Raw genomic sequence first — 25499 nt, 5'->3', positions numbered from 1 at the left:
ATGTCATGGCTGCAGCGGATTTTATAAAAAAACTAGCTCCAGGGGCGCAGAAAGTCTATAAGAAATATAACGTGCTTGCGAGCCTTGTCATCGCTCAGGGGTGCCTAGAAAGTGGTTTCGGAAAAAGCGACCTGTCTCAAAAGGCGCATAATCTCTTCGGAGTCAAAGGGACATATAACGGTAAATATGTTCTCATGTGGACAAGCGAACAAGACAAAAAGGGGAATGTCACCAGGATACAAGCTAAGTTTAGAAAGTACCCATCATACGCGGAGAGCTTAGCTGATCTTGGAAGCTTGTACACTCGTTTGAGTCGATATAAAGATGTGGTAGGTGAAAAAGATTATAAAAAGGCTACTGCAGCAGTTTCAAAAGCCGGATATGCTACCGACATAAACTATGCAACAAAATTAAACAGCATCATCTTTACTTACAAGCTCACACAATATGATAATTTGGATGATCTACCAGAAGAACCGAGTGAACCAGAAACACCAACGGGCCCTGAGTATCCAAGTAAAGAGTATCAGGGCAAGGATGTAGAATTAAACGACGGGCTGCCAACTGACATTGATTTCAGGCAGCTTCATGTCTCAACCAAAGACGGCAAAGAGCTTGTGGAAATCGTTGGCGCTGTGTTGGAGCTGCAAGACGATACAACGGGCAAGAAGAGTTTCAACTTCACACTTCTACGAACTGAGGATAACGGAACAGAATTTGATTTGCTTGTTCCAGGGAACATATTGTACTTAGATGAAAAAGTGTACAGCCATCAAAAGTATTACATCACAGACATTGAGCTTGATCAGAGTAGAAAAAACGTGCTTCAAAAAAAGGTTACGGCCAATCATGTGTATACTGTTCTTCTTGTAAATGACAGAGTAGAAGAAAAAATTTCAAAGAAACTGAACATTAAAGAAGCTTTAGACTTTGCCTTAGCGGGTACGCCTTTTCAATATGTTCTAAAAGCAAAATTATCGGAGTTTGACGAAGTAGATCAGGACGGCTTCGGAGAAAAGAACAGAGTCGAATTAATGGATCAGATTGTTGAAGATTATGAAATAGAGCTTGATGTAAATAACTACGTCATCTATGTACATTTAAAAATGGGTAAGGTAGTAGACTTCACACTTGACAGCCGATACAATATGCCAGGATTTAAGATGAAAATTAATGATCAAAACACATCAACGCGTGCATGGGGTTACGGTGCAGAAAAGAAAGCTAAGAAAAGTGATACAAAGTCAACCGATACAAAAACGGAGGATGAAAAAGAGAAAGAGAAAGAGCCTGAATACGAATTCCAGCCTATCCTTTACATCCATCCTGACGAAGACAAATTTTTGATCGAGGGAAAGCCGCGCTGGGGAGAGCCGATAAGAGACGACACAGTAAAAAAAGCAAGCAACATGGTTTCTGCTTTGAAAAAGCATGTGAACCCATATCCTGACGTGGTGGTTGAGGCTGAGTATCAGTTTATCTATGAGCCAGCACTACAAGGTATAGAAGATGATTTTTGGAAAGGAGACACGATCCATGTCATTGCCGATACGGCAAACGGGATCACGTTTGAGGACGATGTAAGGCTAGTGTCTGTCACTTATAATCCCCTCAACCCGTATGACAGTCCTAAAATGACTTTCGCAAACTTCCGAAAAGACATTCAGGATTATCAAGTAAGCCAAGCGCGGCAGATTAAGCAGCAAAAAAGATACATTGATCAATTGATGAGAACGCTCAATTAGAAGCGTTTTTTCTTTTGGAATCGAAAGGAGTGAATAAATTGGTCCGGCTTAAAAAGGATTATGATACGACAAGAAATTCAGTCTATGAATCACAGTTACGCGGTGACATGCAAATGGTTGAGAATGAGCTTAATAAAAATGCAACTGAATTACAGTCTCACAAGGATAGTAAAAAAGCTCATTTGTCTAGTCAGATTATGCATGGTCTATTTACTGTTGCCAACAGGATTGACAACATGTGGGCTAGATTGACAAACCTTGTTCTCAATCATGACGGGAATGATGTCAAGGAAGTTGTAGACATTCGAGTTGCTAGGGATGCATCTATTCATCCCACAGCAAAAGACAGATTAGACTATGACTTTCAAATACTTGAAGAAGAAATAGAAGCAGCTGCCGTTTCCCTGAATCTGAAAAGATTTATTAAAAAGTACGGAAGTTTTACGGCAGGATTCAAGGCAGCTCTTAGTCTTGCAAAATTATACCCTGTGCACATTGTTGTTCCTCCTGGACAATACAAGCTGACGGAGACAGCCCGCATATATAAAAATACTCATTTGACCTTACAAGCTGGCGCCGTTATTAAACGTGGCTTTGTAGGATCAATGCTTGTAAATGGTGACAAAGATGGCCAAACCAAAGGATATGATGGCCACGGAAATATACTGATTGACGGTCAAGGGGTGTTTGATAGCGCAGGAGAAGAGATCAAAGAACAATGTTCAGTCATAGGTTTTGCACATGCTGAGCGCATTATCATACGGGACATCACGATCAAAGATGTGTGCGGCGGTCATGCCTTTGACTGTGCAGGTAATAAACACGTATTAATAGAGAATGTCTGGTTTAAAGGTTTCGCTGATTATAAAGGCGACAGGTGGTTTTCTGCTGCGATTCAGCTGGACTTAATGAGATCGGCGGACAACTTCGGCGCCTTTGGTGCTTATGACCAAACCGTCAGCAAGCATGTCACTATTCGAGACTGCTATTTCAGCAGATCCGAAAGCTTAAAAGGATATGCACGGGGGATAGATTCTCACACCAGCACAGATGGCTTTTGGTATTCTGATATTCGTATCGAAAACAACGATTTTGAAGATACGACCGAGTACGCAATTTCAGGGAACAAATGGGAAGATGTTGTAATAAGCCGAAACAGATTTAAGGATTGTGCATCCGGTGTAAGACTAATGATCCCTAGAGTAGAATCGGTCTACACGCAAGACGCAAACGGCAATCCTACGAACAGGGTCAACAAGGTAAAGCGTCTTTCAGTCAAAGATAACACTTTTACCAATATCAAAGAGCGTCATGCTATTCAGGTATATGGCCGTAAAGGGATTCAAAAAATTGACGACGTTGAAGTTTCAGGAAACAAAATCAATGGCGTAAAGGTCAAGCATGCTATCCATTTATCGGATGTGGATGGCTTTTTAGTGTCTCACAATCAATTTAGAGACATCAAGCATCATGGGGTGCTCTTAACACGCTGCAGCAATGGCAAAGCTGATCTAAACGTCGGACAAGACATCGAAGGAAACGGCTTGCGCGTAGAATTAGGGTGCAAGAACATTGATGTCACAAACACAACTTTACGTGAAGTTGGATATTCGGGGATTTCTGTTTCAGGAGATTCAGAGGACATAAACGTTGATTTCAGCGATATTCAGAATGCAGGTAAAAGGACTTCTTCATCAAACCCGTATTACGGAATTATCTTCATGGATGGAGTCACAGATTCAGCAGCAAGATTCAACAAAGTGCGTGGAAAAAAATGTAGATACGCTATGTATTTTACTAGTAAGTGTTCTCGTATTCAGCATTTCGGTAATCGACTAAAAGGAGCTGGCGCAGAAGGTAGCTTGAAAGATAATAGTGTCGATCCAATTAAAACGATCGAGAATGTAACATGAGAGAGGTGATAACATGATTCGCAAAAACGGTCCACTTGATTTTGATGTAAACGCGTATACCAGTTCAAGCGTATCAACCAGCATAAATTTTTGGACACAGGATCGACAGACAGCAAGGCTAACTTTCAAGTTCACAAAAGAAGGAGTGCCGTTGCCTTTAGCAGCTGTCACTGGAAAACTTGTATTAGTTATGGCCGACGGCAGCCGATTCATTCGAGACGTAACGATAGTTGATAGAGTGAATGGACACGCCGAGTACGTTTTGTCAGATAAAGAGATCAAGCACTACGGTATAGTACAAGCTGAGCTGAATTTGTATTATACAAATGATCAATCTATGTCTGTGCATCAGTTCTCTTTTAACATTTCAAAGTCACTCATTGATCAAGGCATTGTGCCGATCACTGAGTATTATGTAGACGAGTTCGAGGCGTTAAGAGCAAAGATAAATGAGCTTTACGAAGAATCTATACAAACGATTGATGATCTGAGGGCCAAGTTTAAGGACTTGGATGAGATCGAAACAAAGGAAGGCGCGCAGTCTAAAGCAGATGCAGCGCTTGCAGAAGCTAAAAAATACACGGATGCTCACGCGGAAACACCTGCAGGTGCAAAAGATAAAGTAGCGGCGGCACTGGAAGCGGCAAAAGAATACGTCGATCCGCACCTTGAAAACAAAAAGATTCACGTAACAGAATCAGAAAAAAGTAACTGGAATAACGGCCAGCTGCACAAGCTTACACCTAACGACGGTAAAGTTGCAAGGTTGCCAAACGGTACTGATATTTTTTTACTGCCAACGGGTTTTTATATGGGAGCAAATCTGTTAAATCTGCCTGTAGAGAATGATTCCAGTTTCTATTACATTGAAGTTTTAGAAACATCATATGTCCAAAATGAAATTAATTACAAAAGGGTTATTGCCACGAGATCATTTGATAATATGACTTGGATTGGCACATTCCATGCACAGGGCTTTCGAGGGTGGAAACGTCTCATAACAGATGGAGACGCTGCAGTCACTTGGAAAAAACCTTCATTGTCCAAAGGATGGAAGCAATATGTATCATCAGATGGATTTCCGCACACGCTATGCTACTCAAAAGATGCCTTGGGAGTGGTGGAGATCATCGGGTCTATTACTGGTGGAGTGATTGGTAATGATGTCGAGGCGTTTACATTACTTGAAGGATTCTTTCCCTTGCAGTCATTTCACTTTATTGGAGTAGCATCCAGTTTGGGGACACCGGGTGTACCACAATATCACCGAACCTATATAGGTACTGACGGTCGAGTTTGTGTTCAATCTTGTTCTAATACGGTAAACCCCAATGAATTTATTACGTTTGGGGTCCGTTTTAAAGCAAAGTAAACGTGGGAGGTGCGAATATGATCTGGGTGTATAAATATGATGAAAATTACATTTGGCAAGCAGAGAAAGACATTTTAGTAGATGTAGAAAACGGAGAAAATATCCCCAAAGGCTATACAGATAAACAGCCACCAGATGGGTTATTTATTGCAAAGTACGATCCCAAAAATGAAGAGTGGTTTGAATCAGCAACACAAGAATACATTGATAGTTTGCAGCCTGATCCACCGCCACAAGATGCTGTAACGATGCTTAAAAAACAAGTGGCTTTACTCACATTGCAAGTTTCGCAGATGCAGAGGGGTGGCTCATCATGATCTACCCAACGGCGGACGACATAAAAGTATTTTGGGATTGGGGCGTTTATACACCGGAAATTATGAGGGAATATGTTTCATTAAAAGTAATTACAAAAGAAGAGTTTGAAGAGATAACAGGTTTGAAGTTTGAAAAGCCTGCTGTCTCAGTGGATTTAGGTTCAACAGCATCTTAACAGGTGCTTTTTATTTTGCCTTCGAAAGGAGGTGATTAACGAAATGGAGGAAACGATAGTGTTTATAAACTTTGAAACTTTGGATCTTGCAAGAACATATCTATTCGGCGGAGTGAAATTTTTGGACTTGCTCTTGCTGCTAAGTGTCATCGACGTTTTAACAGGAATCATCAAAGCTTGGAAAGTTGGCAAACTACGCAGCCGTACAGCATGGTTTGGCTACGTTCGTAAAATGCTCAGTTTTGTTGTCGTGATTGTGGCTAACATCATTGATCAGATCATGGGCTTAAATGGAGTGCTGACCTTCGGGACAGTGCTTTTTTATATCGCCAATGAAGGTTTGTCTATCGTAGAGAACCTTGCACAGATCGGCGTGAAAATTCCGGCTTCCGTTACAGACCGTCTTCATGTGATCGAGTCTGACAGCCAAAAAGAAGAGTCAGAAAAGAAATCTGCTGAGTAATCGGCGGCTTTTTTCTATATAAAAACAAATTAAGGAGTAGATAATAATGGCAATCAAAGTAAAAAAGAAAATGGTTCCATCCAGCAGATACGGTTTAAAATGTCCTAACAAAATGAACGCAGAATACATCACAATCCACAATACAGCGAATGACGCAGCAGCTGAAAATGAAATTAACTATATGATCAATAACACAAGTTCGACGAGTTACCATTTTGCAGTGGACGATGAAGAGGTGATTCAAGCTATTCCGTTAGATCGCAATGCGTGGCATTCAGGTGATGGCACAAATGGTACTGGTAACCGCAAGTCCATTGCAATTGAAATTTGTTATAGCGAGTCTGGAGGTGCTAGATACAAGGCTGCGGAAAAGCTAGCCATTCAATTCGTGGCGCAGTTACTCAAAGAACGTGGTTGGGGTGTTGATCGAGTACGCAAGCATCAAGACTGGAATGGGAAGTATTGTCCGCACCGTATCCTTGGTGAAGGTAGATGGAACTCATTTAAAGCGGCCATTGAAAAAGAGTTAAAGGCGCTTGGTGGAAAAACTTCATCTTCCGAGCCTAAGAAAACATCCTCAGCAACAACACCTAAGAAAAAAGCATCTAAGAAGGTGTACAAGCTCCCAACAGGCATCTTTAAGGTAAAAGCACCTTTGATGAAAGGGGACGCTGTAAGAAGAATCCAAGAAGCACTAGCAGCACTCTATTTCTATCCTGACAAAGGAGCTAAAAACAACGGTATTGATGGCTACTATGGACCAAAGACAGCGGGTGCGGTCAAACGATTCCAAATGATGCATGGTCTTGTGGCTGATGGCATTTATGGTCCGAAGACTAAAGCAAAACTCGAAGCACTCTTGAAGTAAACAGAGAAGCCTTTCCTTATTGGAGGGGCTTTTTTTTGTTTGTCGTAATTTCCATACTTTATTACTAATCCACCTTCGCTATTCGGTTATTTGTAACTATGGAAATTACTGTATATTTTAAGTTATGCTTGATGGGATTAAAAAGGGGAGGGTTTGATTTGAATAAAAAATGGATAACAAGAATTTCATTATCCATTGTAGCTGCGTTGGGTATCTCCTGTACGCTTGGAGAGTTTGCAGATGCAAAAGCTAATCAGCCGCAATATGAACAAAAAACACCGTCTGAATCATTTACAAAAAACGATCCTGAATTATATAAAGGTGCGTTAGATCTTGGACTAACTGACAATGACATCTTTAAAATCGACAGTCTTTTTGACAAAGAAGATAAAGCCACAGTACATAATCCTATACTTGTTGTGATCGGCATAATTACTGGGATGACCGCAATTGTGGGAAGTGGATATGCTGCTGGTCGCTATATCGCCAATCAACTTTACAAGCGCAAGCAGTTGACGAAATCAACTTATAAAAAACACAGATGGGGTTTCAGAGCTGCATTAGTACCGGTAATAGGTATTGCTGCGACATTTGGCTTTGATGACTACTATATGGATATTTAACATGTTTGAGTATATTTTGATTTTACTTATAGTTGCAACTTTGTTACTAACCGTCGTAGAGGTTTCTAAGATCAAACGAGAAAATAAATCCCTCAGAAACGAGATAGAAGACATTAAGAAAAACATCAACAAATGAAACTTGTTGGCCGACCACCTGGGCGGCTTTTTTTGTTTACTTAAACCGCCATTCCTTCTTCTCTTTATCCCATTCAATTTCATTTCTTGTGATAAGGTTTTTAACTGCCTTACGGATTGCCAGCTCATCTTTACCCGTTTTCCTTTTAAGGTCATCCATCGAAGGATTCTTGCGAAACCGGCTCATATTATAAATAATTCGATAAAGCTTCCTTTCAAGATCTGTCACGGTTTACCCTCCTAAAATGAGAATGTATGTTCGATTATAAATGTTAATAAAAAACCCTTCAACTTGAAGGGTCGGTCATTTTAAAGAAGATACTTTATCAGTAATTATCATATGTTCTCCTGAACGCTCGTAAGAGAATTTAGCCAATGTTTCATCTTCATCTATATAAGGAACTTTCCAAAATACAGCTATCTGATTGACTGTATCATTATCTTTGCCAATGTTTGCAGCTAAGTCATCACTATACATTTCAACCATGTTATAAGCTGTCTTACTTGTGTTCAAGGCATCAAAGGACAAGTAAACAAGAGCAATTAGCTTGTTCTTCTCACTCGAACCCATATCTTCGTTAATTTCAATTTTTTCAATAGATGTGGTTTTATAGTTCTCTTTGATAATTGTTTTGATTTCTATTTCTGCATCATCTTTTACCATATCTAACTCATCTTCTTCACTGTTATCTTCAACTTCTTCTGAGTTATAAACTTCATTTTTTTCTTCCTCTGCATCTTTATTTTTAGGCAAAGGTTCCTCCTCAGAAATAACTTCAGAATTGTTTATTTTTAACTTTATTTCAGCAGTAGCTTTTAGTTCTGAGTCACCGCTAATCTGTGGACCAGTTAGGTTAGAACCATTGACTCCAAAAATTTCTTGAACAACTTCAGTTTGTTCAAGAACCGGTAGTGTTTCGACATATATAATATATTTTCCATCATCAAATACATCGTCATCTTCATTAAAGAATTTATACTCGAAATATCCATCCTTTTGAACAGTTGAATTAACTATTGAGTTTTTATGAGAGTTTTTGAGTTCAAGACGAATTCTTAATTTCGTACCTTTAGGCAAGTTGCTTTTTCCACTAATGATAATAATTTTATTGTTTGTGATTTCTTTATCCAAATTGATCTTTACATTTAATTTTTCTTTAGTTTCAATGCTTTCTTCTTTTTTACTGGAGTTACTTGAGGATGTGTTTTCTGCTTTGCCACAAGCAGATAAGAATAAGGCACATAAAATCAAAAAGAGAAAAGTTTTAATATGATTCAATATAGACCCTCCAAAACAAATATTTTCCAAATAAGTCTATCATATTAATGAAACGAAAAGTTGTTTTTTCCAAATTAAGAATATTACGGAATCGACAATTAAGATGTTATAATTTAATAAGAACAATTCACAATTGGGGTGTGTTATATGCCTTTCCAAAAAGAATCAGTTGACGAAATCATCAAATATGACGATTACCCTTATAAGGTCTATACAAGGGTTTCGACAGATCGAGATGAGCAAATAAGTTCTAAAGAAAACCAAATTGACGTTTGCCGTTATTGGATCGAGCAACACAATTATGAATGGGATGACCGTTCTGTTTTGTTGGATGATGGTATCAGCGGAACCGTCCTTGAAGATAGGGCAGCCATGAAATACATTTTTTCATTGGCGGAAAAGAAAGAAATAAAAATGGTGATTTTTAAGTCCATCACACGTCTTGCCCGTGATTTAAAAGATGCGTTATACATCAGAGAGATTCTAGTGTCTAATGGGGTTCGTGTCGTTACACTCGAAGAAGACTACGACTCCCTTTACGAGAGTAAGGCGTCAATGAAATTTGAAATGTCTGCTCTGTTTGCGGAGCAGTTACCTAAGTCTATGTCAGTCAATATAAGTGGTGTACTTGCAGCAAAAGCAAGGCGTGGTGAACATTCTGGTCGGATACCCTACGGTTATATGAAAGAGGGAAAACACCTTGTAATTAACGAAAATGAAGCGCAAGTTATAAGATTAATTTTTCACCTTTATAATAACGAGGGACTAGGCCAGAAAAGAGTTACATATGCATTGCAAGAAAAGTGCAAAATTGGTGAAATACCTCCTCCCAGAACAACAAGAAACTGGCAGCTTACAACAGTTCAAACCATATTAAAAAACCCGATTTATTGTGGTGTGCACATTGCTAATAGACATACCATGATCAAAGTTGATGGCAGAAAAAAGTTTATAAGAAATCCACCTGAAAAATGGAACGTTTATGAAGACTTTTGCCCGCCGATTGTCTCAAGAGAAGAGTGGGAGAAAGCAAATAATAAACCAACAGTTAATAAAAAAACTAAATTCACACCTTGGAATGAGCTTAGACAACTGCTTATTTGCGGGAAATGCGGATCTAATATGGTCATTATCCAAACCAGCAGAGCCAAAAAAAACGGAGAGAAAACTTATTGGAAATATGTTAAATGCAGTAATTACAGGAGATCTGGTCCCGAAGGCTGTGTGAACCATGTTCCCATCACTTATGAAGAGGTCCGAGATTTAGTGATTGCGAATCTCATTGAATTCTCTAGGGATATATCACACGACTACAAAAAAAATGCAGTTGAACAAAAAGAAAAACAAATAAAGTCTATAAAAGCAGAGTTGAAATCTCTAGAAGCGAAAAACAAAAGGTTGCTTGAACTTTATTTAGAAGATCAAATGATTACCAAATCAGAATTTCAAATGAAGCGAAATGACCTTCAAGCTAAAATTGTTAAGCTTGAACAGAGTTTATTTTCTTTACAGCAGGTCCATGATGAGAAAAGTTCAATGATGGAAATGCAGGCGGTTTTACGAGAGCTTGAAGACAAAGAGAACGATTTGAAGCATGTGTTTGATAAGCTTATTGATCATATTGTTATCCATCCAAACGGGAAAATGAATTTTCATTATAGATTTAAATGATCCTGTAAGTTATACTCGTTTGTAAAAGGTACGCATAACAAATGCCATGCAAAAGCTAGGAGTCAAAGGCCGTTCACAGGCCGTAGTCGAGCTTCTGCGTATGGGTGAGCTAGAGCTCTAAAGTCAGCCGGTTTTCCTTCCATATCGGGAAGGAACCGGTTATTTCTATATCGTTTCCATGAGTCTCTTCTTGCATTTTCTTTAAAAAACGAGGAAAATAGACATATACGTTTTAATCAAAGTGAGATGCTATAGTGAGGTATCAATAAAATGGAAACGAATGAATCAGGCCATGTTGCAGAGATTGAAAAATCATTGCGCCACATTGCCGCAATTATTAAGCAAAAAGGCAGAGAAATCCTCAATCAATATACGATTACACCTCCACAATTCATTGGGCTTCAGTGGCTTTATGAATTCGGAGATATGACAATAGGCGAGCTGTCACAAAAGATGTACTTGGCTTGCAGCACAACCACTGATTTAATTGATAGAATGGAAAAAAGTGAACTTGTCGAACGGGTGAAAGATCCATCTGACCGCCGCGTGGTTCGCATTCATTTATTGCCTGAAGGCGAGCGGATCATTCAAGAAGTGATTGCTAAACGCCAAGAATACGTCAGTGAACTTCTAGGGGCTTTCTCAGAAGAAGAAGCCATCGTTTTCAACCAATCCTTAACGAAACTACAGCAGCAAATGAAAAGAAAATGAGGCGATTTTGTTGGATCAACCAATCGGCGTCATTGATTCCGGCGTCGGCGGTTTAACCGTTGCAAAGGAAATCATGAGACAACTGCCAAAAGAAAAAATCATTTATGTAGGCGATACAAAACGATGTCCATATGGCCCGCGGAAAGAAGAAGAAGTCCTTCAATATACGTGGGAAATGGCACACTACTTACTAAAACACCACCATATTAAAATGCTCGTCATTGCATGCAACACAGCAACGGCGATCGCACTGGATGAAATTAAAGCAACGCTTGATATTCCGGTTATTGGCGTCATTCAGCCTGGTGCCCGTACAGCGATCAAGGTGACAAACAACCAGCATATTGGCGTTATTGGCACCATCAATACGATCAAAAGCGAGGCATACAAAGAAGCGCTGCTGTCACTAAAAGCAGGTCTAACGGTTCAAAGTCTGGCGTGTCCGCTCCTTGTCCCATTTGTGGAAAGCGGTACGTTTTTAGATCAGACAGCAGAGGCAGTGGTCAAAGATTCCCTTGAACCGATGAAAGAAACAGGAATTGACACTCTTATTCTTGGCTGCACACACTATCCGATTTTAAAAGAGCCGATTCAGCGCTTTATGGGCAGTGATGTCAGCATCATTTCATCAGGAGATGAGACAGCGAGAGAAGCAAGTACGATTCTTTCATATAAAGGGCTTTTAAATACTTCTAAAGAAACGCCTGTCCATACATTTTACACAACAGGGCAGCAGCAAAATTTTCAAAACATCGCTCGTGACTGGTTTGGCTACCTGCCAGGGAAGGTCGAGACCGTGTCACTTGAACACATCTACCAGCAATAACCCGCTTCTATTTGAAGTGGGTTATTTTTTTATGAAAAGGGTCTAATCCTCTGGGGGAGCTCGTATACATAGTAGTACAAACTACTAGAGGAGGGTGAAGTATGCTGAAAAAAGGATCTACAGCAGCTGTTACGTGTATCGCGTCAGCCATGCTTTTGTCAGGATGCGGATTGTTTCAAACAGACCAAGCGAAAACAGAGATTGATCCACCACAAAACGTCACATATGTGAAAGAAAATAAAGAAGATAAACAAACAGCCAAAGAAGGAAAAGAAGAGAAGCAGGCAGATACGGTCATGAGAGAATTATATTTAATTGATAAAAACGGGTATGTCGTCTCTCAATCCATTCCACTGCCGAAAAATGAAGGAAGTGCCAAACAAACCCTTGAATATCTCGTGGACGGGGGACCTATTTCTAACTTAATGCCGAATGGCTTCAGAGCAGTGCTGCCAGCGGATACGCGCGTATCTGTCGATATTAAAGACGGAACGGCGGTTGTCGATTTTTCAAATGAATTTAAAAACTATAAAAAAGAAGACGAGCAGCGTATTTTGCAATCTGTCACTTGGACGTTAACTCAGTTTGATTCCATAGCCAAAGTCAAATTGAAGATGAATGGACATGAACTAAAAGAAATGCCTGTGAACGGTACACCTATCTCAGATGATTTAAGCAGAGAAGACGGTATTAATATCCAGCACGAGGCTGCTGCTGATATGACAGCGACAAAGCCAGTGACGGTTTACTATTTAGCTGAATCTGATGAACAGACGTACTATGTTCCAGTGACCAAAAGAGCGCCAAAAGACGAGGATGATCCGATTACAGCAGCGATTGATGAGCTCGTCTCTGGACCAAGCAAAAAAAGCCATCTGCTTACAGACTTTGATCAAGATGTGAAGCTGAATGATGTACCAAAAGTAAAAGATGGCCATGTGACACTTGATTTCAACGAATCTATTTTTGGCAGTGCAGATGAAAAGAAAAAGGTCATTTCACAAAAAGTTCTTGATAGCATTGTGCTCACATTAACCGAGCTGCCGGACGTCAAAAGCGTATCTGTCAAGGTGAACGGCAAGGCTGAGCTTGTGAACGAAAAAGGAGCAGAGCTCACAAAGCCGGTTTCACGACCAGAACAAGTGAATACAGGTAGTTTTTAACGTCATACATTGATATAATGAAGAAAAAGAGGCATGCATATTCGCTGCCTCTTTTTTATTCCAAGCGATTAGAACGAGCTGAGGTTGTCAAAGTTAGTAGGAGAACCCCGCTGGCACCCGCGAGGAATGTATATCGTAACGGAGGTAAAACATGAGATTAGATGAAAGACAATATGACGAATTGAGAAAAATTGAAATAGAGACAGGCTACATCACACATCCAGAAGGCTCTGTCTTAATCTCAGCGGGAAATACGAAGGTGATTTGTAACGCATCGATCGAAGACCGCGTACCTCCTTTTTTAAGAGGAGAAGGAAAAGGCTGGATTACAGCAGAATATAGCATGCTTCCAAGAGCAACTGCACAAAGAACGATAAGAGAATCATCTAAAGGAAAAGTCACAGGACGTACGATGGAGATTCAGCGTTTAATTGGACGAGCACTCCGCGCAGTCGTTGACTTAGAAAAGCTTGGCGAACGCACCATTTGGATTGATTGTGATGTTATTCAAGCAGACGGCGGCACACGCACAGCATCCATCACAGGTGCTTTTGTTGCCATGACACTTGCGATTCAAAAGCTGCGAGCTGAAGGAGTCATCAAAGAAAACCCGATTACTGATTATTTAGCGGCGATATCCGTCGGAATTGATTCTCAGCAAGGTCTTCTGTTAGATTTAAACTATGAAGAAGATTCTTCTGCTGAAGTAGATATGAATGTCATCATGACAGGCGCTGGTCGCTTTGTTGAACTTCAAGGAACAGGCGAAGAAGCGACATTCTCAAGAGAACAGCTAAACGGACTGCTTGATTTAGCCGAAAAGGGCATCAAAGAATTAATCGAAAAGCAAAAAGCAGTAACAGGAGAAGTCATCGAATAAAGAGAAGGGTTTGATCAGGATGAAAACAGCCATCATTGCAACGCACAATGCGGGCAAAGCGAAAGAATTCAAAGCCATTCTTGAGCCAAAAGGATTCACGGTCAAAACACTAGCAGACATTGGCTTTACTGAAGAAATTGAAGAAACAGGACAAACCTTCGAAGAAAATGCCATCATCAAAGCGGAGGCCATTCAAGCCAAAGCAGGTGAAATGGTCATTGCAGACGATTCCGGTCTGTCCATTGATTATCTGGGCGGAAAACCTGGCGTGTATTCAGCGAGATACGCAGGTGAGCATAAAGACGATGCGGAGAATGTGGAAAAAGTGCTGAGCGAACTTCAAGGCATTGAAAAAGAAGACCGCACAGCCAGGTTCAGATGTGCCCTTGCTGTCAGCATACCGGGAAAAGAAACAAAGACGGTAGAAGGATCAGTAGAAGGCTTCATCGCTGAAAAACCTATCGGCGAAAATGGCTTCGGATACGACCCAATTTTCATCGTCAAAGACAAAGACCAGACGATGGCCGAGTTATCACCAGAGGAGAAAAACAAGATCAGCCATCGAGCGGTCGCGCTTCAAAAGCTTTCATCACTGCTAGACGCAAATGAATAAGGGGGAATGAAGCCATGAAGATACTCATCATTAGTGACAGTCATGGACTCACAGACGAACTTCAAACCATTGCCGAACGGCATGAGGCTGAAGTTGACATGATGATTCACTGCGGAGATTCAGAACTCGAAACGAACCACCCAGCACTCGAAGGATACAAAGTCGTCAAAGGAAATTGTGACTTTATGGGCGATTTTGAAGAAGAGCTCCTGCTCCCACTTGATGGAGGCGGAAAACTATTTCTCACTCACGGACATCTGCATGGCATCAAACAATCCTTGCTTCAAGTCTACTACCGTGCAGAAGAGCTGGGCGCAGACATTATCTGCTTTGGCCACTCGCACATTCCAGGCAGTGAACTGCTAAGAGGAAAACTCCTCATTAACCCAGGCAGCGTGCACTTGCCAAGAGTGCGAAAAGAGCGCAGCTATGCTATACTGACACTAGATGGAAGCGAAGCAAACGTACAGTTTTTCACGGACGAAGGTCAGGCCATACAAGACCTCGAAAACACTGTCACATTGGAAGGTATTTCATAAGGGTGCAGCATTTGCCCCTTATGAAAAAACTTTCGAAAAACCGTTGACTTTAAAGAACAATAGTAATATAATAAATCTTGTCGCTGAGGTAATACACCACAGCACAATACATAACAACATGTCCCAGTAGCTCAGCAGGATAGAGCAACGGCCTTCTAAGCCGTCGGTCGGGAGTTCGAATCTCTCCTGGGACGTACTTTAAAAGAGCCTGAAACCCTTATTTAATAAAGGGTTTCAGGCTCTTTTGTTCTTTGGAACATAAATTCGTAACTCGCTTCAAAACAGGGTTTTGAGAGCGGGTTTATTTTAAGTATTTCCGTTCCCTGTTTTTGTTTCAAAGAAGCGTAAATTGACATAGTTGTATCCATTTTTGTATGCCCTAACCGTTCCTGAATAACTGCGATTTATTTAAATGATTGGATCATTCAGTTCATAATTTGGGTAGCAATAATAAGGCGGTCTACGTCCAATTTCAGACATTGGCCATGAATGCTCCATATAAACCATAGTAACTTTTTTCATTGAATGATTCACAAGTAATAACTCTACTTCTGGATTAAATTCATACCTCAATCCAATGACCTCCTTATATTAGGAATGTGTGGATTCCCCACCGTCAACATGCAGCACTTGACCTGTAACAAAACGTGAATCATCAGAAGCTAGATAAACAAATGTTGGTGCGAGTTCAAATGGATGGGCAACTCGTTCCATTGGGTTAAACGCTCCATATACAGCCACTTGGTCTGACGAGAAGCTTGCTGCAATGAGTGGCGTCCAGATTCGACCTGGAGCAACGGCGTTTACACGAATTCCTTGTTTTACAAGATTTTTAGCCAAAGCACGTGTCCAACCAACAATTGCACCTTTTGTGGCTGTATAATCAATCATTTGCTGCTCACCTACATACGTTACGACTGAAGAAGTACCGATAATAGAACTGCCTGGTTTTAAGTAAGGAAGCGCTGCTCTGGTTGTGTAAAAATGTGAGTATATGTTGACTTTAAAGGTGTCATCGAATTGTTCGTCTGTAATGTCAAGCAGGCTGGGTTGTTGAAATTGGATACCAACGTGGTTACATAGAATATCTAGACGTCCGAAGGTTTTTACTGTTTTCTCTACAATGGTGATACATTGCCTTTTATCTCGCAAGTCTCCTGGCATCAATAAACAACGTTGCCCAAGTTCTTCAATTCTTGCTTTTGTTCTATTAGCGTCTTCGTGTTCATCTAAGTATGCAATCGCAACGTCAGCACTTTCCTTTGCGAAGGCAATGGCTACGGCTGCACCAATACCGCTATCCCCTCCTGTAATAAGAGCAACTTTTCCCGCTAACTTACCACTCCCTTTGTAATTTGTATTTTCAATAATTGGAAGTGGTACCATTAAGCCTTCTACACCAGGATGCCGAAGTTGACGTTGTTCAGGTAAATTAATTGGGATTTCTTCATAGCGTGTGATTTTTCCGTAATTAGGGTACATGGGATATGGTTGAGTTTTCATTTTCTCTAGAAACATCTGTTGCATTTGTTTTATTTGTTGTAAATTACGCTCATCAGATTCTTGTGTCATTGAATTCCCTCCAAATGTACTTATTCCCTTTTAATATTTATGTTGTTTACTGCTAATCCAAGTATTAATAATGAATAAACTTGTGAGGGAGTTATTTGAAGGGTTTCAGTAAGCTTTCATGAGTAGGTTGGACAGATTAAATGGGGGAAATAAAGCGGGAATAATAAACAAAACAGAGAAAAGTAAGAAAAGTACATAATCCCAAACACCCGATCCAACACACTTGTTATATAGAAATGGAGAGACAAGCAATCAAGAGGGTGAACAATTATTTGCTAAACAGTAAGGCACTATCGAGATCACGAGCGGGCATATCGTTGCCTGTGATCCTTTTGTTTCAGAAGGGAACCAATCGTTTACAAGGAAAGTTACTCTAGGAAAATATCCTATTCTACTTTTAGTAAAACGATTAGAAAGTGGTGACGAACGCGTCGTCTATGCAATGATCAAGTTTACAAACGAGCAAGCAATAGAATGGGAGATTGCCACAAGAGCAGGGCAGGAACTCAATCAATTGAAAGAAGACGAGATCTTTGGCTACGGTGTAAATACGGGTATGGGCTGCTTTATGGAAGCGGAGGCAGCACTATATCTTCAAGCTTATGAGGATGAAGATATAAAGAGGACAATGATTTTTATCTTTATGAGGAATTTGCAGAAGCGCTTGAACAAAACTACAAGTACACAAGGGACTGGCTTGTCACCCGTTTTCATGACAAGGTAGACATTGCCATGTTTACAACAGGCTTCGGTGACGGAATGTACCCAAGCTTTTGGGGGCTGGATGCAAACGGGGAACCTGCTTGCATTGTGAAGGATTTTCTTATAGTGGACTGATGAGAAACCCATAAGATCATGGGTTTTTTTATTGTTATCTGATTATAGATTATTAGTAGAGAGATCTAGTGAAGTAGATAAAGTGTTGAAGATATGAAATTTGTTGAACAAAACCCCCATTAACTTAACTTTTTCAGTTGTGTATTATGACTACCTATTTTTTGTATAAATATAGTATAATAAACATATAAAACCTTTTGGGAAACGGTGATAATGATGAATAGCAATTTTTCATTTTTTCAAGGGAAGTGGGCAGTACTTTCCAATTTAGGAGAAACAGCTGAGAAAAATGTATATCATGACCCACATACAACAGTAATGAAACTACGGTTATTTGCCGAAACATTAACAAAATTTATTCTAGCCGCTGAAAATATTAAGGAAGCATATGGCACGAAACAAGTAGAGCGCATCAATATATTACGCCGAGAAGGAATACTTGAACCAGAGTTAATAGATATCGTTGAAACGCTTCGTCGCAAAGGGAATGTGGCCATGCATGAAGCAGGTTATCAAAAAACAGAAGAAGCGAAATCTTTATTGCATTTGGCTTTTCGTTTGTCGACTTGGTTTATGGAGGTATACGGTGATTGGAATTTTCAAGCTCCAGAGTACATAGAGCCAAAAAAACAAACAGGAATAGATACACGACAGCTTCAACAAGAGTATGAAGTGAAAGTAATTCAGCTTGAAGAGGAATTAGAGGCAATTCGTCATCAAGCTGAATTAGAGCAAACAGATGAGAAAATGAAACGTAGAAAAGCGTCCAAAAACTTTATGCGCAGGCAGCAACTGACTGAAGATGAAACACGTATCATCATTGATCAGAAGTTACGTGCTGCTGGATGGGAAGTAGACACGAATTTACTAAACTATAAAAAAAACAGGACGCAACCAGAGAAAAACAAACATATGGCCATTGCTGAGTGGAAGGTCGATGGCGGCTGGGTTGATTATGCATTGTTTATTGGACTCAAGCTTGTTGGTTTCATTGAAGCAAAAGCAGAAAAGAAAACGATTCCTGGGGCATTAGATAGTCAAACAAAAGTGTACGCGAAAAATGTTGTGCAAATAGAAGATGAACAGATTACACCAACAACTGGTGATTATCAAGTCCCATTTTTATATGCAACAAATGGCCGCCCTTATTTAAGACAGCTTCAAGAGGAATCGGGTATTTGGTTCTGGGATTCACGCAAACCATTTGAACATGCACGTCCGCTTGAAGGATGGCATTCACCTGAAGATATACAACTTCTTCTTAGCCAAGATGATAAGGATGCGGATAAGCGCCTAGAAGAAGAGGATATAACTAAGTTTGGATTGCGTCACTATCAGCAGAATGCGGTTCTGGCTGCAGAAAAGTCGTTAAAAGAAGGAAACAGAAGAATGCTTATTGCAATGGCTACAGGAACTGGAAAAACTCGTACCGCTATTGCGCTTATGTATCGCTTAATTAAGTCTAAAAAGTGTCGACGCATTCTTTTTCTTGTCGATCGTAATTCACTCGGTAAACAAACAGAGGATTCACTGAAAGATACGAAAATTGAAGGTTACTCGTTTGCTGATATATATGATGTGAAGTCATTAGGCGATCTCACACCGGAAGTTGAAACGAAGGTGCAGATTGCAACCGTGCAGGGAATGGTTCGCAGACTTTTTTATAACGATAGCGAAAAGCTTCCAAGCGTCGGGCAATATGATTTCATCATTGTAGATGAGGCGCATCGAGGATATACAAGTGATAGAGAAATGACAGAGGAAGAATTGGAATTCCGTGATCAGAATGATTATATTAGTCAATATCGGCGCGTTATAGATTATTTTGATGCGGCATGTTTAGGGCTTACCGCAACACCTGCTCTACATACAACAGACATTTTCGGTATGCCAATTTTTAAATATTCATATAGCGAAGCAGTGTTGGACGGATATCTAGTGGACCATGAGCCCCCTTATTTGTTTAAAACAGAACTTTCACAAGTGGGCATCACCTTTGAAAAAGATGAGGAAGTAGAAGTATATGATGTTGATAAAGGGGAGATTCAACTAGAAAAGTTAGAAGATACTGTGCACTTTGAAGTGGAGCAGTTTAATAAAAAAGTCATTACAGAACCGTTTAACCGTGCAGTTTTAAATAAATTAGTTGATTATATTGACCCTGCAGGTAAAGAAAAAACGCTCATCTTTGCAGCTACTGATCAACACGCAGATCTTGTTGTTCGCTTGTTAAAAGAAGCATTTAAAGAACGTGGCGATGAAATTGAAGATGATGCAATTATGAAAATTACTGGATATATCTACAAGCCATTAGATGCCATTACACGGTTTAAAAATGAGCGACTACCTAATGTCGTTGTTACAGTTGATCTACTCACAACAGGTATTGACGTGCCGCCGATCACAAATTTGGTGTTTTTAAGAAGAATACAATCTCGTATTCTCTATGATCAAATGCTTGGCCGTGCGACTCGTCTCTGCCCAGAGATTGGGAAAACACACTTTAACATCTACGATGCCGTTGGAATATATGACAAGTTGCAACATTATACAGAAATGAAACCAGTTGTGAAGAAACAAAACTTTCGTATTGGTGAGTTGTATGATTCTCTTGTTAATGCGACGACTGATGAGGAAGCTTCGTTTTATCGTGATCAATTAGTAGCAAAAATCCAGCGTCGCAAACAAAGATTTGACGAAGAAGGCATGGGGAAGTTTGAAGAATTATCAAATGGAAAACATGTGGATGAATGGGTGAAAGAAATTCAAACATACTCACCGCAAGAAGCCACACAACATAATATTCTATTTGAATACATGGAAACGTACCAAGTAACACGTGAAAAACGTTATATATCTGATAAGGAAGATGAAGTAACAGACGTCATTCGTGGGTATGGTGAAGGGAACAAGCGACCAGAAGATTATCTGGATGGTTTTGTTCGATTTATCCAAGAAAATATCAATGAAATTCCCGCTTTGCATCTGATCTGTACACGACCAAAAAATCTAACAAGACAAGACTTACGAGAACTTATGACGATTTTAGAAACAAAAGGCTTTAAGCAATCTCATTTACAAACCGCTTGGAAACAGACAAAAAATGAGGACATTGCAGCGGATATTATTAGTTTTATCCGTCAAGCTGCATTAGGTGAAGCACTAGTTGACCATGAAGCACGTATTAAACAGGCAATGCACAAAGTGTATTCACTGCATGATTGGACACCAAGGCAAAAGAAGTGGTTAGAGAGAATAGAAAAGCAATTACTTCAAGTGCCTGTTCTTGCGCCTACCGCAGAAGAGGCATTCTCGGAAGAACCTTTTAGAACGTCTGGTGGCTACAAATTACTGAAACGTGAATTCGGTGATGATATTGATCAAATTGTGAATACGATCAATGAGAACCTTTATATCAGCTAACGACTGTGCCTCTTCATTGAGGCACTTTTTTGGGTTATAATGAAAAGGTTCGCTTTCAACTAAAAATCATCAAATTTGATTTAATAGATTAGAAGCTTTTCAGGAGGAAAAAAGATGAATAACCAAGAAATCGTTCAAAAATTATGGAATTTATGCAATGTGCTTCGTGATGACGGTATTACATATCAACAGTATGTCACGGAGTTAACCTATATTTTATTTTTAAAAATGATGAAAGAACAACAAACAGAAAATGTAATACCCGAAGGATATAGATGGGATGATTTGCTAGAAAAAGAAGGGGTAGAACTCAAAACATTTTATCAGCGATTGTTACTTGAATTAGGAAGCAGTGAAAATGAGCGGCTGCGTCTAATCTACAGTGATGCTGCTACTAGTATTTCTGAACCCAAGAACCTAGAGAAAATTCTGAAGAGCATTGATGGCCTTGATTGGTACAACGCAAAAGAAGAAGGTTTAGGTAATTTATATGAAGGCTTGTTAGAAAAAAACGCAAGCGAAACAAAATCAGGTGCTGGCCAATACTTTACACCGCGTGTATTAATTGATGTAATGGTGCAGCTGATTGACCCTAAACCTGGAGAAAGATGCAATGACCCTGCAGCTGGTACATTTGGTTTTATGATTGCGGCAGACCAGTATCTGAAAAATAAGACAGATAACTATTATGATTTAGATCCACAACTGGGCGTTTTCCAAAAGAAAGAAGCGTTTACTGGAATGGAACTCGTCACAGGGACTCATCGTCTTGCTCTAATGAATGCATTACTTCATGATATCGAAGGGCGACTGGAACAAGGGGATTCGTTATCTAGTAATGGAAAGTGGATGAAAAACTTTGATGTCATTTTAACCAATCCACCATTTGGGACGAAAAAAGGTGGAGAGAGTGTCTCCCGTGATGACCTGACGTTTGCAACTTCCAATAAACAGCTTAATTTTCTACAGTTAATTTATAACGCTTTAAAAGACGATGGTCACGCACGGGCAGCAGTTGTATTACCTGATAATGTCTTGTTTGAAAGCGGGGTTGGTGCACAGATTCGACGTGATTTAATGAATAAATGCAATCTGCATACAATCTTACGCTTACCAACGGGGATTTTCTATGCCCAAGGTGTGAAAACAAACGTCTTATTTTTTACAAGAGGAACAACAGACCAAGATAATACAAAGGATGTTTGGGTATATGATCTCCGCACTAATATGACGTCATTCGGAAAACGTAATCAGCTAACAATGGCTCATTTTGAAAACTTTATGAAAGCATATGTAGCAGAAGATCGCTCTAAAGTAGAGGATGAACGTTGGAATGTGTTTACAAGAGAGGACATTGCAAAAAAAGGGGATAGTTTAGATATCGGTTTGATTGCAGATGAATCATTATCTTCCTATGACAACTTACCAGATCCAATTGAATCAGCAGAAGAAGCAATTGCAAAACTTCAGCAGGCAATGAATTTATTAAATGAAGTGGTTGAGGAGTTACGTGCTGTTGAAGAGGATGAGGTGGTCAAACAGTGAGTAAGAAAAAGAAGACCATTGAGGAGTTATTGGAAGGAGCAATAGTACCAGAAGAGAAGCAACGGTTTGGAATTCCTGAAAATTGGATTTGGACACAAACTGGTTCTATCACAGATGTAATAGGGGGTGGAACACCTAAATCTACAGTAAAAGAATATTTTGAAGATGGTGATATACCATGGTTAACACCGGCTGATCTTTCGGGATATCAAGATATGTATATTAGTAGAGGAAAGCGGAATATAACTGAAGTTGGTCTAGCTAACAGTTCTGCTAAAATATTGCCTAGTAACACCGTGTTACTTTCATCAAGAGCACCAATAGGATACGTTACAATAGCTTCCAATGATATTTGTACAAATCAAGGGTTTAAAAGTTTTCTACCAAGTAACGCCTATTATCCAGAATATTTATATTGGTATTTAAAATTCTCCACAACCTATTTAGAATCTATGGCAAGTGGCACAACATTTAAGGAGCTTTCAGGTAGTAAATGCAAAGAAATTGCATTGCCATTACCTCCTTTAAACGAACAAAAACGAATTGCTGACAAAGTAGAGCATCTTTTAAGTAAAATTGAAGAAGCGAAGCAGTTGATTGAGGAAGCGAAGGAAACATTTGAACTTCGTCGAGCGGCTATTTTGGATAAGGCGTTTCGTGGGGAATTGACTAGGAAGTGGAGACAAAATAATAAAGACATATTACCAGTAAAGCAATTTTTAGAGAACATTGTACTTAAAAGGAAAGAAACTTATACTGAGATATACGAAAGGGCAAAGCGGAATAAAGAAAAAAAACCGAGGAAAATTTACATGGATACAGTACCAATAATAGATGAAGTAGTACCATTTTTACCGGAAACTTGGACAGTTACAAATGTTGAGTTTTTGGGTCATGTAACAAAACTGGCTGGTTTTGAATATACAAAGTATATTAATTTGAAGCCTGGGGGGGATGTTCCTGTTATAAGGGCACAAAACGTTCAGATGGGTAAATTTGTAAAATCTAATATAATGTATATAGATAAAGATACATCAGATTTGTTATCTCGTTCTCAAGTACAAGAAGATGATATACTTATGGTTTTTATAGGGGCAGGAACAGGAAATGTATGTATTGCACCGAACAGAAATGGAGAAAGATGGCATTTAGCGCCGAATGTAGCAAAGATAAGCGTGGATGCAGTATTACCAAAGTATTTAGAACTTTATTTACAATCGCCTTTTGGACAAGCTTATATAAAATCAAAAATGAAAGCTACTGCTCAACCTAGTTTATCTATGGAAACTATTCGTGAGGTCTTAGTATATTTGCCACCATTAGAAGAACAAAAGGAAATCGTTAAAACTGTAGAAAGTTTAATCAATAAGGTAGAGAATGAAGTTGGTATATTAAAGTCTTGTTCTGTTGATGGGTTAAAACAATCCATTCTCTCTAAAGCATTCCGAGGTGAACTTGGAACAAATGATCCAAGTGAAGAAAGTGCGGTTGAATTACTAAAAGAAGTGTTGCAAGAACAGGTGAAATAGTTGTAAGAAGGCATCCAGATTAGTTGGATTTCTTTTTTGATGCACATGCCCATTGGTAGTTGTGTTTCAGAGGTCTGATGATTGTTTTAGGAGAATCTTGATAGTATTTTTTAAAACTACTGTCGAGGTTAAACAAGCCACATTCACAAACCTGCATTTGAAAAATTTATGACACGACTCAAATAAGAGGTTTGTTTTAGTGAGGTAAAGTGATAAAACATATAGCTGGATAACATTCTTAGTTATCTATCTTGAAACACTTCTTTGATAAAAGTGCCTTTACCTTTTCAATAGAATTGTTTTCTACTATATGGATGCTTGAATTGTACAGAATAAGTAAATATAGTAGAAATAAAGTCAATCGGACTAAGTTCAAAAAGTGACCGTTATACATGAACGTGAACGAATAGCGATATATAAAGTAGCTCAGCAGGATAGAGCAACGGCCTTCTAAGCCGTCGATCTGGAGTTCGAATCTCTACTGGGACGTATGATGATTTGAAACTGTTAAAAAGCTAAAAACATTAATGACTCAAAGTTTCTGGCTTTTTTATTTTTTTCCTATTGTTTAACAAAGTATTTTAGCAATCTTTTATGACTCGAGTCCAACAGGATGGTCAGGCTAAAATCAACTCACAAAAACATTAAAAAAGTCTATACTGTCTAGACCATTTCAAGGGAAACTAGGCACGAATGATTCTGGTGAGGAAAATGCTATTGAATTGTTCAAAGGTGTTTTACTACGGGATTTGAATTAATTATTAGAAGTGTTGAATAATCAAAAAGCATTGTATGATTGTTATTAGCTAATGAAAATGAATTTAAGAAGGGCTTCTCTTAATAAAGAGAGGTCCTTCTTAAAGTGGATTAAATATTTGGAGTTTATGAAAACGCAAGTTATCTTAAGACCCAATTAGCCCCGGTGAAATTTGTTCAACCCTTGCCCAATCAAATATGGTTTCGATTTGCATTTGATTCTTACAATTTATTTTTAGAAATCCTCCATTCTCTGTTGTGCTAATCTCAAAATGATCAATTATATTATTATTTCCTAAATGATTAATTTTTAAATCCGTTACACCAATGAATGATAATTCAACGTAGACAACATCAAAATTCCCCCAACGTTTAGGTTTATTCTTCACGGTGTCTTTTGTCATTAGTCTTATAAATAGGGTAGGACCATCTCTGTTTAAATCAACATTCATGATTTCTGCATTTTTAAAATGGGGGATCCCCCCGAAAATTTGAGTCATCGCTTGTGGGTTCATAAATTTTTCTTCTCTAATCATTTGGATA

The 25499-nt window shown here is 39.2% G+C and carries 24 protein-coding genes, 1 tRNA gene and 1 pseudogene; 21 read left to right on the top strand and 5 right to left on the bottom strand.

Annotation, left to right across the window (positions count from 1 at the left end):
- Positions 1 to 5 precede the first annotated feature (5 nt).
- The 8 genes from NSU11_RS12980 to NSU11_RS12945 all read left to right on the top strand — a co-directional run bounded on the left by NSU11_RS12980 (position 6) and on the right by NSU11_RS12945 (position 7477).
- Positions 6 to 1745, top strand: coding sequence for a phage tail protein (locus NSU11_RS12980; RefSeq protein WP_342493606.1), 1740 nt, complete (start codon positions 6 to 8; stop codon positions 1743 to 1745).
- A 38-nt stretch (positions 1746 to 1783) separates the two neighbouring features.
- Positions 1784 to 3658 (top strand): right-handed parallel beta-helix repeat-containing protein, encoded by a 1875-nt coding sequence (locus NSU11_RS12975; protein ID WP_342493605.1) that lies wholly within the window; start codon positions 1784 to 1786, stop codon positions 3656 to 3658.
- A 13-nt stretch (positions 3659 to 3671) separates the two neighbouring features.
- The gene (locus NSU11_RS12970; RefSeq protein ID WP_342493604.1) at positions 3672 to 5030 is read left to right on the top strand and encodes a BppU family phage baseplate upper protein; all 1359 of its coding nucleotides are present in this window, start codon (positions 3672 to 3674) and stop codon (positions 5028 to 5030) included.
- A 17-nt stretch (positions 5031 to 5047) separates the two neighbouring features.
- Complete coding sequence (locus NSU11_RS12965) at positions 5048 to 5347, top strand: hypothetical protein (RefSeq protein ID WP_265785266.1); 300 nt, start codon at positions 5048 to 5050, stop codon at positions 5345 to 5347.
- Positions 5344 to 5523 (top strand): XkdX family protein, encoded by a 180-nt coding sequence (locus tag NSU11_RS12960; RefSeq protein WP_059375570.1) that lies wholly within the window; start codon positions 5344 to 5346, stop codon positions 5521 to 5523. The genes NSU11_RS12965 and NSU11_RS12960 overlap by 4 nt, the downstream gene beginning before the upstream one ends.
- A gap of 43 nt (positions 5524 to 5566) precedes the next feature.
- Entirely contained in the window at positions 5567 to 5986 is a 420-nt protein-coding gene (locus NSU11_RS12955) for a phage holin family protein (protein ID WP_265785270.1), read from the top strand.
- Positions 5987 to 6032: 46 nt separating this feature from the next.
- Positions 6033 to 6854, top strand: a complete 822-nt coding sequence (locus NSU11_RS12950; RefSeq protein WP_265785272.1) for an N-acetylmuramoyl-L-alanine amidase — start codon at positions 6033 to 6035, stop codon at positions 6852 to 6854.
- Between the two features lie 158 nt (positions 6855 to 7012).
- Positions 7013 to 7477, top strand: coding sequence for a hypothetical protein (locus NSU11_RS12945; protein ID WP_265785274.1), 465 nt, complete (start codon positions 7013 to 7015; stop codon positions 7475 to 7477).
- Positions 7478 to 7649: 172 nt separating this feature from the next.
- On the opposite strand, the gene NSU11_RS12940 is transcribed toward NSU11_RS12945, so the two are convergent.
- Positions 7650 to 7841 carry a hypothetical protein gene (locus tag NSU11_RS12940; RefSeq protein ID WP_265785276.1) on the bottom strand — a complete coding sequence of 64 codons (192 nt, stop codon included), beginning with the start codon at positions 7839 to 7841 and terminating at the stop codon, positions 7650 to 7652.
- Between the two features lie 75 nt (positions 7842 to 7916).
- The gene (locus tag NSU11_RS12935; RefSeq protein WP_265785277.1) at positions 7917 to 8891 is read right to left on the bottom strand and encodes a hypothetical protein; all 975 of its coding nucleotides are present in this window, start codon (positions 8889 to 8891) and stop codon (positions 7917 to 7919) included.
- A gap of 147 nt (positions 8892 to 9038) precedes the next feature.
- On the opposite strand from NSU11_RS12935, the gene NSU11_RS12930 reads away from it, so the two are divergent.
- The 9 genes and pseudogenes from NSU11_RS12930 (at position 9039) to NSU11_RS12890 (ending at position 15488) form a co-directional block, all read left to right on the top strand.
- The gene (locus NSU11_RS12930) at positions 9039 to 10562 is read left to right on the top strand and encodes a recombinase family protein (protein ID WP_342493603.1); all 1524 of its coding nucleotides are present in this window, start codon (positions 9039 to 9041) and stop codon (positions 10560 to 10562) included.
- Between the two features lie 34 nt (positions 10563 to 10596).
- Positions 10597 to 10683, top strand: a pseudogene (gene gerE / locus NSU11_RS12925) (spore germination transcription factor GerE); the annotation flags it as partial.
- A 149-nt stretch (positions 10684 to 10832) separates the two neighbouring features.
- On the top strand, positions 10833 to 11273 hold the full coding sequence (locus tag NSU11_RS12920) for a MarR family transcriptional regulator (RefSeq protein ID WP_024423206.1): 441 nt from the start codon (positions 10833 to 10835) through the stop codon (positions 11271 to 11273).
- Positions 11274 to 11283: 10 nt separating this feature from the next.
- Positions 11284 to 12099, top strand: coding sequence for a glutamate racemase (racE, locus tag NSU11_RS12915; RefSeq protein ID WP_024423205.1), 816 nt, complete (start codon positions 11284 to 11286; stop codon positions 12097 to 12099).
- A gap of 101 nt (positions 12100 to 12200) precedes the next feature.
- Positions 12201 to 13262, top strand: a complete 1062-nt coding sequence (locus NSU11_RS12910; RefSeq protein ID WP_024423204.1) for a GerMN domain-containing protein — start codon at positions 12201 to 12203, stop codon at positions 13260 to 13262.
- A gap of 151 nt (positions 13263 to 13413) precedes the next feature.
- Positions 13414 to 14142 (top strand): ribonuclease PH, encoded by a 729-nt coding sequence (gene rph, locus NSU11_RS12905; protein ID WP_024423203.1) that lies wholly within the window; start codon positions 13414 to 13416, stop codon positions 14140 to 14142.
- Positions 14143 to 14152: 10 nt separating this feature from the next.
- The gene (locus tag NSU11_RS12900; protein ID WP_162860205.1) at positions 14153 to 14755 is read left to right on the top strand and encodes an XTP/dITP diphosphatase; all 603 of its coding nucleotides are present in this window, start codon (positions 14153 to 14155) and stop codon (positions 14753 to 14755) included.
- A gap of 14 nt (positions 14756 to 14769) precedes the next feature.
- On the top strand, positions 14770 to 15294 hold the full coding sequence (locus NSU11_RS12895) for a metallophosphoesterase (protein ID WP_024423201.1): 525 nt from the start codon (positions 14770 to 14772) through the stop codon (positions 15292 to 15294).
- Positions 15295 to 15414: 120 nt separating this feature from the next.
- A tRNA-Arg gene (locus NSU11_RS12890) sits at positions 15415 to 15488 on the top strand.
- 214 nt (positions 15489 to 15702) lie between these two features.
- On the opposite strand, the gene NSU11_RS12885 is transcribed toward NSU11_RS12890, so the two are convergent.
- Together NSU11_RS12885 and NSU11_RS12880 are read right to left on the bottom strand one after the other, a co-directional pair.
- On the bottom strand, positions 15703 to 15867 hold the full coding sequence (locus NSU11_RS12885) for a hypothetical protein (protein ID WP_186315111.1): 165 nt from the start codon (positions 15865 to 15867) through the stop codon (positions 15703 to 15705).
- Between the two features lie 18 nt (positions 15868 to 15885).
- Positions 15886 to 16866, bottom strand: a complete 981-nt coding sequence (locus NSU11_RS12880) for an SDR family oxidoreductase (RefSeq protein ID WP_339240086.1) — start codon at positions 16864 to 16866, stop codon at positions 15886 to 15888.
- 292 nt (positions 16867 to 17158) lie between these two features.
- On the opposite strand from NSU11_RS12880, the gene NSU11_RS12875 reads away from it, so the two are divergent.
- From NSU11_RS12875 to NSU11_RS12860, 4 genes are all read left to right on the top strand, one after another.
- Positions 17159 to 17590: a DUF4241 domain-containing protein gene (locus NSU11_RS12875; RefSeq protein ID WP_339241678.1), complete on the top strand. Its 432-nt coding sequence runs from the start codon at positions 17159 to 17161 to the stop codon at positions 17588 to 17590.
- A gap of 329 nt (positions 17591 to 17919) precedes the next feature.
- A complete protein-coding gene (gene hsdR, locus NSU11_RS12870; RefSeq protein WP_339241676.1) occupies positions 17920 to 21126 on the top strand; it encodes a type I restriction-modification system endonuclease in 3207 nt (1068 codons plus the stop codon).
- A 114-nt stretch (positions 21127 to 21240) separates the two neighbouring features.
- On the top strand, positions 21241 to 22671 hold the full coding sequence (locus NSU11_RS12865; protein ID WP_339240084.1) for an N-6 DNA methylase: 1431 nt from the start codon (positions 21241 to 21243) through the stop codon (positions 22669 to 22671).
- Positions 22668 to 24200, top strand: coding sequence for a restriction endonuclease subunit S (locus tag NSU11_RS12860; RefSeq protein ID WP_339240082.1), 1533 nt, complete (start codon positions 22668 to 22670; stop codon positions 24198 to 24200). Before NSU11_RS12865 ends, NSU11_RS12860 begins: the two co-directional genes overlap by 4 nt.
- A 902-nt stretch (positions 24201 to 25102) precedes the next feature.
- Here the strand turns inward: NSU11_RS12860 and NSU11_RS12855 are convergent.
- Complete coding sequence (locus NSU11_RS12855; RefSeq protein ID WP_339240080.1) at positions 25103 to 25492, bottom strand: immunity 50 family protein; 390 nt, start codon at positions 25490 to 25492, stop codon at positions 25103 to 25105.
- Positions 25493 to 25499: the final 7 nt, after the last annotated feature.

The organism is Bacillus sp. FSL R5-0712 (genome assembly GCF_038593285.1).
Lineage (GTDB): Bacteria > Bacillota > Bacilli > Bacillales > Bacillaceae > Bacillus > Bacillus safensis.
Note: the sequence above shows the minus strand (reverse complement) of the source record. Positions and strands in the feature narration are given on the sequence as shown.

Coding starts and splice junctions, on each gene's coding strand:
- NSU11_RS12980 (WP_342493606.1), top strand. CDS start 6: ATGGCTGCAGCGGATTTTATAAAAAAACTAGCTCCAGGGGCGCAGAAA.
- NSU11_RS12970 (WP_342493604.1), top strand. CDS start 3,672: ATGATTCGCAAAAACGGTCCACTTGATTTTGATGTAAACGCGTATACC.
- NSU11_RS12965 (WP_265785266.1), top strand. CDS start 5,048: ATGATCTGGGTGTATAAATATGATGAAAATTACATTTGGCAAGCAGAG.
- NSU11_RS12960 (WP_059375570.1), top strand. CDS start 5,344: ATGATCTACCCAACGGCGGACGACATAAAAGTATTTTGGGATTGGGGC.
- NSU11_RS12955 (WP_265785270.1), top strand. CDS start 5,567: ATGGAGGAAACGATAGTGTTTATAAACTTTGAAACTTTGGATCTTGCA.
- NSU11_RS12950 (WP_265785272.1), top strand. CDS start 6,033: ATGGCAATCAAAGTAAAAAAGAAAATGGTTCCATCCAGCAGATACGGT.
- NSU11_RS12930 (WP_342493603.1), top strand. CDS start 9,039: ATGCCTTTCCAAAAAGAATCAGTTGACGAAATCATCAAATATGACGAT.
- NSU11_RS12920 (WP_024423206.1), top strand. CDS start 10,833: ATGGAAACGAATGAATCAGGCCATGTTGCAGAGATTGAAAAATCATTG.
- NSU11_RS12910 (WP_024423204.1), top strand. CDS start 12,201: ATGCTGAAAAAAGGATCTACAGCAGCTGTTACGTGTATCGCGTCAGCC.
- rph (WP_024423203.1), top strand. CDS start 13,414: ATGAGATTAGATGAAAGACAATATGACGAATTGAGAAAAATTGAAATA.
- NSU11_RS12895 (WP_024423201.1), top strand. CDS start 14,770: ATGAAGATACTCATCATTAGTGACAGTCATGGACTCACAGACGAACTT.
- NSU11_RS12880 (WP_339240086.1), bottom strand. CDS start 16,866: ATGACACAAGAATCTGATGAGCGTAATTTACAACAAATAAAACAAATG.
- hsdR (WP_339241676.1), top strand. CDS start 17,920: ATGAATAGCAATTTTTCATTTTTTCAAGGGAAGTGGGCAGTACTTTCC.
- NSU11_RS12865 (WP_339240084.1), top strand. CDS start 21,241: ATGAATAACCAAGAAATCGTTCAAAAATTATGGAATTTATGCAATGTG.
- NSU11_RS12855 (WP_339240080.1), bottom strand. CDS start 25,492: ATGATTAGAGAAGAAAAATTTATGAACCCACAAGCGATGACTCAAATT.